Source organism: Thalassobaculum fulvum (genome assembly GCF_014652915.1).
Classification (GTDB): domain Bacteria; phylum Pseudomonadota; class Alphaproteobacteria; order Thalassobaculales; family Thalassobaculaceae; genus Thalassobaculum_A; species Thalassobaculum_A fulvum.
Genome location: NZ_BMZS01000005.1, coordinates 138311 through 153196, shown reverse-complemented (window position 1 = coordinate 153196; position 14886 = coordinate 138311). Strand labels below are relative to the sequence as shown.

Sequence of the window (14886 nt, the reverse complement as noted above, 5' to 3'; positions counted from 1 at the left end):
TCGCTCAGCCGGCGCCCGGGAACACCATAGGGGCCATCTCGTCGATCGTACGCCCGGCCCAGTCGCGCTGCCGGACCCCCGAGATCGTCACCTGCTGGAACTCGTTCAGCCTGGCGGCGGTGGCGGCGATGTCGACGGTCCGGACCTCGCCGGACTCGACCACCCGGCGACCATGCACGAACACGTCGGTGATCGCCCGGTCGCCGGCCGAGTAGATCAGGCTGCGGATCGGATCGCGCAGCGGCTGCATGTACGGATGTCCGGCGTCGACCAGCACGATGTCGGCCTTGCAGCCCGGCGCCAGCCGGCCGATGTCGTCGCGCCCGATGACCCGGGCGCCCCCGACCGTGGCGGCGTGGAAGATCTGCGCGGTCGAGGCGTTGGTGAAGTCGCCGGACATCAGCCGGCCGGCCACCATCGCGATCTCCATCTCGTGCAGGAAGTTGTGCGGGAAGGTGTCGGTCCCCAGGCCGAGCGGAATGCCGGCGTTCATGTACCGCCCGACATGGTTCAGCGCGATCCCGCGGCGCCAGAACACGTTCGGGCAGTGCGCGACCGCGGCACCTGAACGCACCAGGCGGCCGAAGTCGTCGGCCTGCGGCCAGTGCAGCCAGGGATGGTCGTTGAGGAAGATGCCGTGGCTGACGATGGTGCCGGCGGTCAGCACGCCGAGATCGTCGAGCCACTCGATCGGCGTCATCCCGTGACGGCGGGTCATCTCGTTGAACTCGACCACGCTCTGCGCCGCGTGGATCTGCATGGTGATGCCGCGCTCGCGGGCGACCCGGTGGCTCTCCCGGATCAGCGCCGGCGTGCAGGTGTCGATCTGCGACGGCCCCATCATTCCCGACATCCGGCCGGACGGGTGCCGGTCGGCCTCGTCGATGATCTGCACGGCACGCTCCAGCCCGCGCTCGCCGGCCGCCTCGTCCCAGTCGTAGACCACGGAATGCCCGTCCCTGGTGGTCCAGGTCGCCGACCGGTACATCGGGCACAGCACGCCGCGGATCCCGGTTTCGGCGACCTCCTCGACCCAGCCGTCGCGGGCGCCCGACAGGTCGCAGAAGGTGGTGACGCCGCTGCGCAGCATCTCCCAGATGGCGAACCGGGTGGCGTGCGCCGCGCCCTCCGGCAGCATCCGGAACACCGGCATGTACTCGTACAGCGAGGACTGCCCGAGCCGGGGGGAGCCGAGCTCCTCGTTGAGTCCCTTGTTGCCGGGCTCCGAGCTGGGATGCGAATGGACGTCGACGAACCCGGGGAGCACCAGCCGGCCGGCGCCGTCGATCGTCTCGTCGGCCGGCCCGGCATAGCCGGCGCCGACATGGACGATCTCGTGGTCGCGGAAGACCACGTCGATGCCCTTGCGATAGGCGTGCCCCCCGTCGCCGTCGGCCCCGCCGTTCGGGTCCCAGGCCACCACCCAGTCGGCATTACGGATCACCGTGGTCCGGCTCATGTTCTACCTCGAAGCGTTCGATCGGGCCCCGGGCGGGGCAGTCCGCCGCAGTGTGCGATGGGCCCGTCGAACCGTCAAACCGTCTCGGGCACGGGGCTTCAAGGTGTCAATTCGAGCCAATCTGGCAATTCTGAATCCACTATGTTTTTATTTCGTCGATCAATGCCATGAATAGCATGCCGATGATTGTGTTGATGACAGTCAGCATGACAACTATTTTCCGCAGCTGTGCGGAAGGGAGGAACGATGTCGAATCCCCGCCGGACCCTCGGGCTGAAGCGACTGGCGCTCGCCGGCGCCGCCCTGGCGATCGGCCTGACCGCCACGATCGCCGACGCGCAGGCCGAGCGCGTGCGCTGGAAGCTGCACGCCGCCTATGCCAGCAACATCCCGATCATCGGCGACACGCCGACCATGCTCGTCGACACCATCGAGAAGGCGAGCGGCGGCTCGTTCCGGATCAAGCACTTCGAGCCCGGTGCCCTGGTTCCCGGGAACTCGTACTACGATCCGGTCTCGAGCGGCGCCGTGGATGCCGCGTTCGGCACCCCCGGCTTCAACGTCAACAAGAACTTCGCCTACGCGTTCTTCGCGTCGGTGCCGTTCGGCCCGCGCGCCGGCGAATACCTGGCGTGGATGCGCTACGGCGGCGGCGAAGAGATGGCCCGCGAGATGTACGCCCGGGACAATATCCGGTTCTACGTCTGCGGGATCGCGCCGCCCGAGACCTCCGGCTGGTTCCGCAAGGAGATCAAGACCCTCGACGACCTGCGCGGCCTGAAGATGCGGTTCTTCGGCCTCGGCGCCAAGGTCATGGAGAAGTTCGGGGTCTCCACCCAGCTGCTGGCCGGCGGCGACATCTACCCGGCCCTGGAGCTCGGCTCGATCGACGCCACCGAGTTCTCGATGCCGGTGACCGACAAGGGCTACGGCTTCTACCAGATCGCCAAGCACAACTACTTCCCGGGCTGGCACCAGCAGTCGACCATCAACGAGCTGCTGGTCAACCAGGACGCCTACAAGGCGCTCAGCGACGCCCACAAGGAGCTGCTGGCGGCCGGCTGCGACCGGGCGACCCTCTACATGTTCGTGAAGGGCGAGGCCTCGCAGTACGACGCGATCAAGTTCCACCAGTCGAAGGGCGTGACCATCCACCGCTGGACCGACGAGCAGCTCGCGCAGTTCGAGGCGGCGTGGAAGGAGGTCATCGCCGAGGAGATCGCCGGCAACGAGGATGCCAAGCGGATCTGGGCCTCGTACTCCAAGTTCCGCGAGGACTACGCGGTCTGGCGGGACAACGGCTACCTGAAGTGAGTCCGACCCGGTCAGGGCGGCAACGCCCTGACCACCCCCGGGCCTGACCTGACCGTCAATCGCTTATTGAGGACGTTTCGGAACGAGTCCCTTCTCTGGTTGCCAATTCCGTTGTCGCGAGTCATCTTTAGCATGACAACGATGTTGGTGATGACGGTAAGCATCGCGATTTTGTGCCAGCCAATGGCATTGGCACCCGGTTCCTTGGCTGAAACCTCCCAGTCTCGCCAAGGCTCGGCCGGAGATCGATGACGATCTCCGGCCCTTTTTTCATGAAAAAACGGGGAACGAACGGAGGAGGATGTTCCGATGAAGGGTAAGATGTGGCTCACGCTCGTCGCCGGCGTAATGGCGGCGGTGACTGTCGCGGGGGCGGCCACGGACGCCGACGCCAAGCGGGTCCGCTGGAAGATGCACTCCGCCTTCGGCGGCAAGCTGATCGTGCTCGGCGAGGGCGCGAACAACGTCGCCGACAGCGTCACCAAGATGTCGGGTGGCGACGTCACGATGAAGTTCTTCGAACCGGGGGCGCTGGTCCCGGGCACCGGCTACTACGATCCGGTCTCCAGCGGCGCGCTCGACGCCGCGTTCGGCACGCCCGGCTACAACGTCAACAAGAACAACGCCTACGCGTTCTTCTCGGCGGTCCCGTTCGGTCCGGGCGCCGGTGAGTACCTGGCGTGGATGCGCTACGGCGGCGGCGAAGAGATCGCCACCGAGATGTATGGCCGCGACAACATCCGCTACAATCTCTGCGGCGTCATCGCGCCCGAGTCGTCGGGCTGGTACCGCAAGGAGATCAAGTCGGCCGACGACCTGCGCGGCCTGAAGATGCGGTTCTTCGGCCTCGGCGCCAAGGTCATGGAGAAGTTCGGGGTCTCCACCCAGCTGCTGGCCGGCGGCGACATCTACCCGGCCCTGGAGCTCGGCTCGATCGACGCCACCGAGTTCTCGATGCCGGCGATCGACAAGGAGCTCGGCTTCTTCCAGGTCGCCAAGCACAACTACTTCCCGGGTTGGCACCAGCAGTCGACCCTGAACGAGCTGCTGATCCACAAGCCGGCCTACGACGCCCTGGACGACGCCCAGAAGGCGGTGATCAAGGGCGCCTGCGACGCCAATGTGATGTTCATGTTCACCCGGGGCGAGGGTGCGCAGTTCGCGGCGATGAAGTTCCACCAGGAGAAGGGTGTGACCATCCACCGCTGGTCGGACGACATGCTGGCGAAGTTCGAGGCCGCCTGGAACGAGGTGATCGCGGACGAGATCAAGGACAACGAGGACTCCAAGAAGATCTGGGCCTCGCTGTCGCAGTTCCGCAAGGACTACGCGATCTGGAAGGACAACGGCTACCTCAAGTAAGCCGCCTTCCCGCCCGATCGACGCGGCGGCCGGCCCCTCGGGGCCGGCCGTTCGCGTTCCGGCGCTTTCACATCTGCCCCAGCCGGTCGTACGCCACCGCGCCGCCGACAACCGTCAGGTCGGCCTGCGCGTCCAGCCAGGCCGCCGGCTCGGTCGCGAACAGGTCGGTGTCGATCACCGCGACATCGGCCAGCATGCCGGGCGCCAGGGTGCCCTTGATGGCTTCCTCGAACGAGCCGTAGGCGGAGTTGACCGTGTAGGCGCCGATCGCCTCCTCGAGGGTGAACGCCTCCTCGGCCCCCAGCACGGTCCCCCGGTTGGTCTTCCGGGTGACCATCGAGTAAAGGCCCTGGAACGGGTTGGTCGACGAGACCGGGCCGTCCGAGCTGGCCGACGGCCGCAGGCCGGCGTCCTGCCAGCGCCGCATCGGATAGCTCGCCTCCGGGCGGCCGTGGCCGAGCGCGTCGACGTACAGGTCGCCGAACTCGTACAGGAAGATCGGCTGCGGCGCCGGCAGCACGCCGATCCGCGCCATCCGGTCGATCTGGCCCTGGGTGAGGAACCCGCAGTGCTCGATCCGGTGCCGGCGCTGGGTGTCGACGGTGTTGCCCATCGCCCGCTCGTAGCCGCTCAGCACCTGCTCGATGGCGGCGTCGCCGATGGCGTGGGTGGCGATCTGGAAGCCGCGGGCATGGTACTCCGCGATCATCCCGTGCATCTCCTCGTCGCTGCAGATGAAGATGCCCCGGTTCTCGGAATCGTCGGCGTAGGGCTGCGACATCGCCGCGGTCTTGCCGCCGGCCGAACCGTCGGCGAACAGCTTGATGCAGCCGACCCGCAGCCACTCGTCGCCGTCGCCGGTCATCAGATCCATGTCGACGACCTTGTCGGCCCAGCCGTTGCCGCCGGCCAGCATCATCAGGTACATGCGCACCGGCAGGCGCCCCTGGCGGCGAGCGGCCAGATAGGCCTGCCAGTCCTTGAAGCCCTCGCGCAGGCCGACCCCCGGGTCGGTGCAGCTGGTGATGCCGTAGGACAGGTTGAGCCGGGCCCCGGCCTCGATGCCGGCCACGAAGTCCTCGAAGGTCGCCGCCGGGAACGCCCGGTAGACGAGCTGCTGGGCGGTCTCCTGCAGCAGGCCGGTCAGCTTGCCGTTCTGGGCCTCGACGTGGCCGCCGGCCGGCTGGGCGATGCCCTCGCGGATGCCGGCCAGCTCCAGCGCCTTGGAGTTGGCCACCCCCATGTGGCCGCAGGTGCGCTTGATGTAGACCGGGTTGTCCGGCGCGACCTGGTCGAGTTCCTCGCGCAGCGGGTGGCGCTTCACGTCCAGTTGGAAGTGGTCGTAGCCGCGCCCGAACACCCAGTTGCCCGGGCCGACCTCGTCGGCCTTGGCCTTGACCGCCGCCAGCACGTCGTCGACCGAGCGGATATGGTCGCCCTTCAGGTTCACCTCGAAGGTGCCGAGCCCGACCATCATCATGTGCTGGTGCGCATCGTTGAGGCCCGGGACGGCGAGCCGCCCGGCGAGGTCGATCCGGGTCGTGCCCGGGCCGACCAGGTCGGCGATCTCGGCCGTGCTCCCGGTCGCCAGAACCCGCCCGCCGAAGGTCGCGACCGCCTCCGCGAAGCCGAGGCCGGGGCCGAGAAACACCTTTCCACCGGTCAGGACGGTATCCGCCTGGACGCGTGCCATGCGCAGGAACTCCTTCAGGGTTTCATCGAGTCATTCGAAGTCAGATGCGAACGCCGAGTCCGACCGCGCCATGGATCCCGGAGTCGTCCGCTCCGCGGCCGCACCGGGATGACGAATGGGGAAACGGGCTTTGCCCCTTCCTCCGTCATTCCGGAGCCGCGCAGCGGACTCCGGACTCCATCCAACTGGCCGCCGTGAGCGTCGCCATGCGCGGTCTCAGGCGTCGTAGCCAGGGTTGTGACGGTCCAGCAGCCGCAACATCGCCGGCCAGGCCCGCTCGCCGAACGGGTTGCTGGCGTGGTAGTTCCAGAACTGGTCGGCGGTATGGGCGCAGACGTTCGGCGACGGATGGGTCAGGGGGACCCCACCGGCCTGGGCGGCGATCTGCGCCTCGCAGGCCTTCTCCAGATTCTGCATGATCTCGAACGCCTCGGCGATGGTTCGGCCGCAGGTCAGCAGCCCGTGGTTGCGCAGGATCATGGCGTAGCGGTTGCCGAGATCGGCCTGCAGCCGGGACCGCTCGTCGAGGTCCAGCGCGATGCCCTCGTACTCGTGATAGGCCAAGTGGTCGCCGTAGAACATCATCGAGTTCTGGGTCAGCGGCCGCAGGCCGTCGACCTGGGCCGAGACCGCCATGCCCGGCACGGTGTGGGTGTGGATCACGCATTCGACGTCGTGGCGCGCCATGTGCACCGCCGAGTGGATGGTAAAGCCGGCCTCGTTCACATCGAACGGGCTGTCCATCAGGATCTTGCCGTCGACGTCGATCTTGACCAGCGACGAAGCGGTCACCTCCTCGAACATCATGCCGTACGGGTTCAGCAGGAAGGCACCGTCCTCGCCGGGCACCCGGGCCGAGATGTGGGTGTAGATCGAGTCGATCCAGCCGAAATGCGCGACCAGGCGGTAGCACGCCGCCAGATCCACGCGCGTGCGCCACTCGTCGTCGCTCACCCGATCGCGAACCGGCGGAATCTCGCTCGCAAGCGCCACGGCCATGACAGCCTCCTCGTCTGGGAAGGATCGACGCCGGAACGGCGCCGCGGCAAACTGTGGACCCCGCGGCGGACCGTGGTCAATCGGTCCGAGGGGTGAAACCGACCGGGTCCAGGATATTGCGTATCCTTGACAGATTTCCGCAAAATATTGATGCTTATGGCTGATTCGCTTTCGAGCAAGTTGGAGAGTAGTCCAGCAATGGCGCAAGGTCGGTCGCTCATCGCAGCCGTGATAGGCGCCGCCGCGCTGGCCGGCTGCTCCTCGATGCCCTCCTTGTCCGGCGGCGACTCGGGCTCGAGCCCGGCGGCGCACGGCCTCGCCCCGGCCCCGGCCCCGATCTACTCGCCGGGCGACACCTTCGTGTACGACGACAGCGGCACCGTCACCACCGAGCGGGTCGTGTCGACCTCGCCGGACCGCGTAGTCTGGACCAACGACCAGGGCCTGATCTGGACCAAGGACACCGCGGTCGTCACGCCGCCGCTCATGTGGTCCGACGACCCCGAACTCGGGCGCGGACGGCAGACCCTCATCGGCTCGCCGCACCAGCTGTTCCCGCTGCAGGAAGGCAACGTCATCGCCTACAGCGTGCGCGGATCCTCGGAGAACGCGCCGGCCGGCTGGCAGGACGAGCATCGCTGCGTGGTCGCCGGCCAGGAGGCGGTCGAGGTCAAGGCCGGGCGCTTCGACACCTTCCGGATCGACTGCCAGCGCAAGGACTATCGCGACACCTACTTCTACTCGCCGTCAGTCCAGAACTACGTCCTGCGCGACCGCCAGATCGGCGATCGCACGACCCGCAAGGAGCTGGTCTCGGCCGACCTCGCCAGCAGCCGCGCCGACGCCCAGCCGGGCGCCGCACCGACGCCGCCGGTCGAGACCGCGCCGATGACCGCGCCACACGCCCCGATGCCGACGATCGGCGAGGACGGGACGATGATGCCGGCCCCCGGCGAGCACCAGCCCGGCATGATGATGGAGGGCGAGGACGGCAAGGCGATGACCCTGGTCTCCCGCCTCGAGAACGTGGTGACCCGCCTCGAGAGGCTGGCCGGGGTCGAGAGCGGACAGGACAAGATGGCCAAGCCCGCCGCCAGCCCGTCGGCCGGCGGAAACTGGGCGGTCCACCTCGCCTCGTATCGCTCGCAGAAGGGCGCGACCGACGGCTGGAAGACCCTGCAGCGGCGGTTCCCGCAGCTGAAGGACAAGACCATGCGGACCAGCGAGTTCGACAGCGGCCGCGGCCGGGGCACCTACACCCGGCTGCTCGCCGCCGGCTTCGCCAGCGAGGCCGAGGCCAAGGACTTCTGCCGGCCGCTGGTCGCCAAGGGCCAATTCTGCCAGGCCAAGGGGCCGCTGCCGTAAGGCGGCCGCCTCAACGACGCTGCGCGCCGCGCACCAGCGCGACCGCCACGAAGCCGACGGCCACGACGGTCATCCAGGCCATGAGCCCGTGCGGCGACCACGCCTCCATCGCCCAGCCTGCGGCCGGCGGGCCTGCCAGATTGGCGAGCTCGAAGGTCATCACGAACGCCGCGTTCGCCGCCGCCAGCTCGCCGCCGCGATAGCGCTCGCCCAGCAGGGTCAGGGCGACCGTATACAGCCCGAAGCCGGCCCCGCCCCACAGGAACAGCACCGGGTACGCCGCCGGCGAACCGGACGACAGGGTCCACGCCGCGGCCGCCGGCCCGACGCAGCAGGCCAGCCCCAGGGCGACCAGCAGCGCGCGCCGGTTCATGCGGTCGGCGAGCCAGCCCAGCGGGACCTGCAGCACCACGTTGCCGGCCAGCACCGCAGTCAGCAGGGTGATCGCGGTGTCGTGCGGCAGCCCGACCCGCAGCCCGAACAGCGGGATGAAGGTGAAGAACGCGGAATCGACGAGCCCCACCGCCACCGCCGCGATCGCCACCGTCGGCGCCTCGCGCAGCAACCGTCCGACGCTGCCGCGCTGGCCCAGCGCCAGCACCGGCGCCCAGCGCCGGATCGGCAGCATCGGCAGCGCGGTCGCCGCGATCATGCCGGCGAACAGCGCGAACGGTAGCACCCCCTCGGTGCCCGCCAGGGTCAGGAGGATCGGCCCGACCGCGAACCCGGCCGCGATCGAGGTGACGTAGACCGACATCACCAGGCCGCGTCGCCGTTCCGGGACGATCGCCTGCATCCAGGTCTCGCTGACGACCCACTGGGTGGCGACGCCGAAGCCGGTCAGGAACCGCAGGACCAGCCACAGGCCGAAGCTGTCGGTGAAGGCCAGGCCGACGACCGACACGGTGGTCAGGACCAGCCCCAGGACGATCCCCTCGGCGGCCCCGAACCGCCGGATCATCGACGGCACCAGGGGCGCGCCCACGATCACGCCGAGCGAGCCGATCGCCGAATTCACGCCGATCAGCACCGGGTCGACGCCGCGATGCTCCAGGGTCAGGGCGATCAGCGGCACCATCCCGCCGATCGCGATGCCGATGGACAGCGAGCTGGCGAAATGGGCCGCCAGGCTCCACCCGACACGGCGGGCATCGAGCGCCATGCCAGTCGTCATCGGGCGGTCACGGGTAGGCGCACTTCTCGGCGGCGATCTGCACGAAGCCGGTGGCGCCGGCTCGCAGCTGGAAGCGATGCTCGGCGCCGCCGTGGATGATCGAGGCGTTCAGCGGCAGCCGGCCGCTGATCTCGCGGGACGCGCCGTCGATCCGGGTGATCTGGATGGTCACCGGCAGCTGCGGGTCGAACCAGGCCTGCGGCAGCCCGTCGGCGGTCTTCGCCGACTCGCCGCTGCCGGTCACGACGATGGCGTCGTCGGCGAACGACACCACGGTGTTCTTGCCGTCGTACAGCGGGGTCCTGACCAGGAACCGCTTGCTCTCGACCGATTCGCAGTCGCGCGGCTCTTCGGCCGAGCCGATCAGGAACCCGAGGCGCTCGGCCGACACGCCCGCCTGCAGGCGCTCGGTCGCCAGGTCCAGCATCTGCTTGCGGTCCCCGGTCGGCACGTCGGCGCTGTAGCGCCGTTCCCACTCCTCGACCGCCAGTTTGGCCCGCTCGGCGGCCACCCGCAGGTTTGCGGTCTCCTGCTCGAGCGCGTTCTGGCGGGTCTCCAGCTCGTAGATCTCCTGCTGGTAACCGCGCACCCGGGTCTCCAGGTCCTCGATCCCGAACTGGTAGGACACGATCGCCGTCCCCACGACCAGCGCGGCGAATACGACGACGCGGACCACCCCGCCCCAGAAGCGCCGCCGATAGCGGCGATCGCTGTCGTATAGACTCATCGGCCCCCGTTCCCGGATCCCGGTTGTCGCGTCGTTCCCGGCCCCACCCGACGTCGTTCTAGCCCGCGCGCAGCCGACGGTGAAGATGCATTCCCTTTGCGGCACCCGTGTGTCAGCGTCCACCGATGCCAGCCAGCGAGCCGTCGTCGTCGCGACCCCCCGAAGCCACCCCGGACGACCGTCCGGACAACGCCTCGCTGGGCATCGGCCTGCTGGTGGCGGCGGAGCTGGTGTTCGCGACCTTGGACACGGTCGCCAAGCACCTGTCCCAGGAGATGCCTGTCGGCATGGTCGTCTGGGGACGCTACGCGTTCAACTTCGCCTTCATGCTCCCGTTCCTGCTGCGGCGCCGGCCCGCCGAGGTGCTGCGGGTGCACCGGCTCGGGCTGGTCCTGCTCCGCGGCGTCCAGCTGCTGGCGGCCACCGCCTGCTTCTTCACCGCGATCCGCTACATCCCGCTGGCCGATGCGGTCGCCATCGGGTTCGTCGCCCCGCTGTTCGTGGTCGCGCTGTCGGTCCCGCTGCTCGGCGAGCGGGTCGGGCCGCGACGCTGGACCGCCGTGCTGATCGGCCTGGTGGGCACGCTGGTGATCGTCCGGCCGGGCTTCGCCGAAGTGCACTGGGCCTATGGCCTGATGATCCTGCTGGCGTTCATCTTCGCGACCTTCGTCATCAACACCCGGGTCCTCACGCGCACCGAGCGGCCGCTGGCGATGCTGTTCTATACCACGCTGGTCGGGGCCGCCGGCGCCAGCCTGTTCCTGCCCTTCGTGTGGCAGCCCCCGACCCTCCAGCAATGGGGGTTCATGGCGCTGATGGGTGCGCTCGGCGGGTTCTCGCACCTGCTGCTGATCCACGCCTACCGGGTCGCGACCGCCTCGCTGCTGGCGCCGTTCCAGTACGCCCAGATCGTGTTCGCAGGGTTCTACGGCTGGCTGGTATTCGGCGACCTGCCGGACGGCTGGGTGGTCGCCGGCACCCTGATCCTGGTCGGCAGCGGCCTCTACGTCCTGCGGCGCGAGGCCCAGCTCGCCGGCCGGGGCGGGAACTGACCGGTCAGGCCGCCGGGTCGTCGCGCCGACGCTCGCCGACCGCGGTGAAGACGGTCACCAGCGAGACCGCCATGAACGCCGCGACCACGTGGAACACGACGCTCGGCTGGCCCTGGTCGAGCAGGAAGCCGAACAGCAGGGGCGAGACGATGCCGCCGATGCTGAAGCCGGTCGACACGAAGCCGAACACCTTGCCCATGGCGCCCGGCGGCGTGACCGAGCGGACCAGCATGTCCCGGCTCGGCATGATGATGCCCTGGGCGACGCCCTGCCCGACCATCAGCGCGACCAGCAGCCACAACGGCAGCGCCACGCTCCCGACCACCAGCACGGCGGCCGCGGTGAACAGGAAACAGGTCGCCGCGACCCGGTTGTGGTGGCGGGTGCGGTCGGCGATCTGGCCGCCGATCAGAATGCCGCCGGCGGTGCCGAACAGGTAGCTGGTCAGGGCGACCGTCGCCTCCTCCACCGGCGTCCCGTACAGCGCGTTCAGGGCCGATACCAGGAACTGGTTGATGCCGCCCTGGCTCAGCGCCAGCAGGGTGAAGAACACCAGACACATCAGGATCGGCGGGCTGAGCAGGACCGAGGCCGGCGTCGGCCCGGCATCGGCCTTGGCCCCCGGCTTGCGTCGCTTGTCGGCGCCCGGCTCGTGCTTCAGGGAGCGGCCGAATACCAGCAGCGCCGCGGCGGCGGCGATGCCGGCGGCGCCGCACAGCGCCACCCCGACGGCCCAGCCGAACAGGCTGGCCAGCAGGATGATGGTGCCCGGCACCACGGCGCCGCCGAAGAAGCCGGTGAAGGTGTGCAGCGAGAACGCCCGCCCCATCCGCCGTTCCGACACCGAGGCCGACAGGATGGCGTAGTCGGCCGGGTGGTAGACGCCGTTGGCGACGCCGGCCACCCCCATCAGGCCGAGCACCGCCCAGTAGCTGCCGGCGCCGTAACTGCCGGCCAGGCCGATCAGCAGGAACGCCAGCCCCTCCAGCGCCAGGCCGCCGATCAGGATGCCTTTCGCCCCCATGCGGTCGACCAGGTAGCCGCAGACGATCTGGCTGACCCCGGTGGCGCCCGAGAACGCCATCACGAACAGGCCGAGCTCGACGTAGCTGACCCCGAAGGCGTCCTTGAGGATCGGGAACAGCGGCGGCAGCAGCAGGATGTAGAAATGGCTGAAGAAGTGGGCGACGCCGATCAGGCTGATCACCTTGACGTCGTCGCGGAAGCTGCCGGAGTCGTCGACGGCCGGGGAAATGGCGGTCATGGGGTTCGGAATCCTGCCTGATTTTCGGGCAGGTTGTGCCGGGGCCCGCCGACGGTCAAGCCGGCAGCCCGCATGACAGTCATGCCGTGCCGCCGGGGATCCGGCGATGCGGTCTGTGGGTCCCGGCTCGGCCGCGCTACTGCGCGTCCGTCCGGGATGAGGCAGAGAGAGAGAGAGAGAGAGACGTCTCGCTGCCAACCCTCATCCCGGACGCGCGAAGCGCGAGCCGGGACCCACCCGGCTCACCCCATCGCCTCGGCGAACAGCGCCTCGAAGCCGGCCCGGTCGACCGGGCGCGGGTTGGTCGGCGTGCAGTGGTCGTGCTCGGCCTGCTCGGCCGCGACCGGGATCATCGCCTCGGTCACGCCCATCGCGCGCAGGTTCTCCGGCAGCTTCAGGCGCGCGTTCATGTCGGCGATCGCCTGCGGCAGGTCGGCGTTCGACGACAGCCCCATGATCCTGCGCAGGGTGTCGTACTTGTCGCCGACGAAGTCGTGATTGAAGCGCAGCACCGTCGGCATGATCACCGCGTTCAGGGTGCCGTGGTGCAGCCGCGGCTCCGGCAGGGCGCCGAGCGGGTGCGACATCGAGTGCACGGCCCCGAGCCCCTTCTGGAACGCCATCGCGCCCTCCATCGACGCCATCATCATGTTCCAGCGCGCCTCGCGGTCGTGACCGTCCTTCACCGCACGCTCCAGGTGCTTGACCGCGCGCGCCACGCCGTCGAGCGCGATCGCCTCGGCCGGCGGGTTCACCTTCGGGGAGATGTAGGTCTCGATGCAGTGGGTCAGCGCGTCCATGCCGGTGGCGGCGGTCAGCCCGGCTGGCAGGTCCAGCGTCAGGTCGGGATCGCAGATCGCCCGCTTGGGAATCAGGTGCGGCGACACCAGCGCGGTCTTCACGCCGCTGTCCATGACTATGACGGCGCCGCGACCGACCTCGCTGCCGGTGCCGGCCGTCGTCGGGATCGCGATCAGCGGCGGCATGTTGGCGGTGATCTTCGGCACCCCGCCCTTGATCATCGCGTAGTCGTCGAGCGCGCCCGGGTGCTCGACCATCAGCATGACCGCCTTGGCGAGGTCCATGGACGAGCCGCCGCCGACCGCGACGATGCCGTCGCAACCGGCCTCGCGGTACGCCGCCAGCGCCTGCTTGGCCGCCGCCTCGGTGGGGTTGGCCGGGGTGCCGTCGAAGATCGTCGCGGCCTTGTCGTTCGGGATCACGCCGCGGACCGTGTCGATCAACCCGGCCGCCACCAGCCCCTTGTCGGTCACGATCAGCGGGCGCTTCATGCCGAGCGCCTCCATCTCGGCCCCCAGGGTCTTCACCGCGCCATGGTCGAAGGTGATGTTGGTCAGATAGCTGATCAGGGTCACGGGGAACTCCTCGGGAGGTCGTGTGGCGGGAGGGGGAGAATGCGAGCCCGGACCCCGTCCATGCAAGCGGCCGATTGCCGCCGGCGCCCGACAGGGCTATGTCGGGGCGCATGCGACGCCCGGCAGTCCTGATCAGCGCGCTGGTGGCGGCGGTCGTCTGGGCCGTGGGGGCGGGCGTCGTCGCGGTCCGGCAGTGGCCGGCCGCCGGTGCCGCGATCGAGCGCGCCCGCGACGTCGGAATGCGCGGTTGCGCCGGTCGCTATCCCGACCCGGCCGCCCGGGAACGCTGCGAAATCCTGTTCGAGACGCAATACGTGATGGAACGCAACATCGCCCTCTTCACCCGGCTCCTGCTGGTGGCCGGCCCGCTCGCCGGCATCGGCGTCTGGATCGGCCTGGATCGCCGCAAGTCGCCGTCCCGCCGGAGCCGCCGCCGATGAGTTCGCCCGCCCGACGACCCCGGGCCGCGGAGATCCCGCCCCGAGCCTGGCAACGCATGCTGAGCGGCCGCCGCCTCGACCTGCTCGACCCGTCGCCGTTCGACGTCGAGATCGAGGACATCGCCCACGGCCTGTCGCGGGTCGCGCGCTGGAACGGCCAGACCTCGGGGGAGTGGGCGTACTCGGTCGCCCAGCACTCTGTCCTGGTGGAGCGCATCGCCGGGCTGCTGGACCGCGACCTGCCGCAGCGCTGGCGCCTCGCCGCCCTGCTGCACGATGCCCCGGAATACGTGATCGGCGACATGATCACCCCGTTCAAGGCGATCATCGGCGCCGGCTACAAGACCATCGAGGCCGGCCTGATGCGGGCGGTCCACCTGCGCGTCGGGCTGCCGGCCGAACTGCCGGCCACGGTGACCAGGCTGATCAAGCGGGCCGACCGGGTGGCCGCCTACCTGGAGGCGACCCAGCTCGCCGGGTTCGACGAGGTCGAGGCGCGACGGTTCTTCGGCACCCCGCGGATCGGCCGGGACATCGCGATCGAGCCGGTGCGGCCCGACGAGGCGAAGCGACGCTACGTGGAACGGTTCCGGGTGCTCGGCGGGCCCGTCGGTTGCGCGCCTTCGCCTCAGGGGTGACGAGTCCTCCCGCGAATCGATGA

General features: G+C 69.3%; 13 protein-coding genes. 6 read left to right on the top strand and 7 right to left on the bottom strand.

What is annotated here, in order from left to right:
• Window positions 1-4: 4 nt before the first annotated feature.
• Window positions 5-1459 carry an amidohydrolase family protein gene (locus IE246_RS12370; RefSeq protein ID WP_189989929.1) on the bottom strand — a complete coding sequence of 485 codons (1455 nt, stop codon included), beginning with the start codon at window positions 1457-1459 and terminating at the stop codon, window positions 5-7.
• Window positions 1460-1705: 246 nt separating this feature from the next.
• Between IE246_RS12370 and IE246_RS12365 the strand changes: the two genes are divergently transcribed.
• Both IE246_RS12365 and IE246_RS12360 read left to right on the top strand, forming a co-directional pair.
• Window positions 1706-2773 (top strand): TRAP transporter substrate-binding protein, encoded by a 1068-nt coding sequence (locus tag IE246_RS12365; protein ID WP_189989927.1) that lies wholly within the window; start codon window positions 1706-1708, stop codon window positions 2771-2773.
• A 309-nt stretch (window positions 2774-3082) separates the two neighbouring features.
• Window positions 3083-4135 carry a TRAP transporter substrate-binding protein gene (locus IE246_RS12360; protein WP_189989923.1) on the top strand — a complete coding sequence of 351 codons (1053 nt, stop codon included), beginning with the start codon at window positions 3083-3085 and terminating at the stop codon, window positions 4133-4135.
• A 67-nt stretch (window positions 4136-4202) separates the two neighbouring features.
• On the opposite strand, the gene IE246_RS12355 is transcribed toward IE246_RS12360, so the two are convergent.
• Complete coding sequence (locus tag IE246_RS12355) at window positions 4203-5828, bottom strand: amidohydrolase (protein ID WP_189989921.1); 1626 nt, start codon at window positions 5826-5828, stop codon at window positions 4203-4205.
• A 216-nt stretch (window positions 5829-6044) separates the two neighbouring features.
• The gene (locus IE246_RS12350; protein WP_189989920.1) at window positions 6045-6827 is read right to left on the bottom strand and encodes a class II aldolase/adducin family protein; all 783 of its coding nucleotides are present in this window, start codon (window positions 6825-6827) and stop codon (window positions 6045-6047) included.
• A 264-nt stretch (window positions 6828-7091) separates the two neighbouring features.
• Between IE246_RS12350 and IE246_RS12345 the strand changes: the two genes are divergently transcribed.
• A complete protein-coding gene (locus IE246_RS12345; protein ID WP_189989918.1) occupies window positions 7092-8192 on the top strand; it encodes an SPOR domain-containing protein in 1101 nt (366 codons plus the stop codon).
• A gap of 10 nt (window positions 8193-8202) precedes the next feature.
• Here IE246_RS12345 and IE246_RS12340 read toward each other — a convergent pair whose 3' ends face one another.
• Entirely contained in the window at window positions 8203-9366 is a 1164-nt protein-coding gene (locus IE246_RS12340; RefSeq protein WP_189989916.1) for an MFS transporter, read from the bottom strand.
• Between the two features lie 7 nt (window positions 9367-9373).
• A complete protein-coding gene (locus tag IE246_RS12335; RefSeq protein WP_189989914.1) occupies window positions 9374-10093 on the bottom strand; it encodes a hypothetical protein in 720 nt (239 codons plus the stop codon).
• 125 nt (window positions 10094-10218) lie between these two features.
• Between IE246_RS12335 and IE246_RS12330 the strand changes: the two genes are divergently transcribed.
• Entirely contained in the window at window positions 10219-11145 is a 927-nt protein-coding gene (locus tag IE246_RS12330) for a DMT family transporter (protein WP_189989912.1), read from the top strand.
• 4 nt (window positions 11146-11149) lie between these two features.
• Here the strand turns inward: IE246_RS12330 and IE246_RS12325 are convergent, their stop codons facing one another.
• The gene (locus IE246_RS12325) at window positions 11150-12409 is read right to left on the bottom strand and encodes an MFS transporter (RefSeq protein ID WP_189989910.1); all 1260 of its coding nucleotides are present in this window, start codon (window positions 12407-12409) and stop codon (window positions 11150-11152) included.
• Window positions 12410-12651: 242 nt separating this feature from the next.
• Window positions 12652-13785 carry a 4-hydroxybutyrate dehydrogenase gene (gbd, locus tag IE246_RS12320; RefSeq protein WP_189989908.1) on the bottom strand — a complete coding sequence of 378 codons (1134 nt, stop codon included), beginning with the start codon at window positions 13783-13785 and terminating at the stop codon, window positions 12652-12654.
• A gap of 143 nt (window positions 13786-13928) precedes the next feature.
• On the opposite strand from gbd, the gene IE246_RS12315 reads away from it, so the two are divergent.
• Together IE246_RS12315 and IE246_RS12310 are read left to right on the top strand one after the other, a co-directional pair.
• Window positions 13929-14225 carry a hypothetical protein gene (locus IE246_RS12315; RefSeq protein ID WP_189989905.1) on the top strand — a complete coding sequence of 99 codons (297 nt, stop codon included), beginning with the start codon at window positions 13929-13931 and terminating at the stop codon, window positions 14223-14225.
• Window positions 14226-14281: 56 nt separating this feature from the next.
• The gene (locus IE246_RS12310; RefSeq protein ID WP_189989903.1) at window positions 14282-14863 is read left to right on the top strand and encodes a YfbR-like 5'-deoxynucleotidase; all 582 of its coding nucleotides are present in this window, start codon (window positions 14282-14284) and stop codon (window positions 14861-14863) included.
• Window positions 14864-14886: the final 23 nt, after the last annotated feature.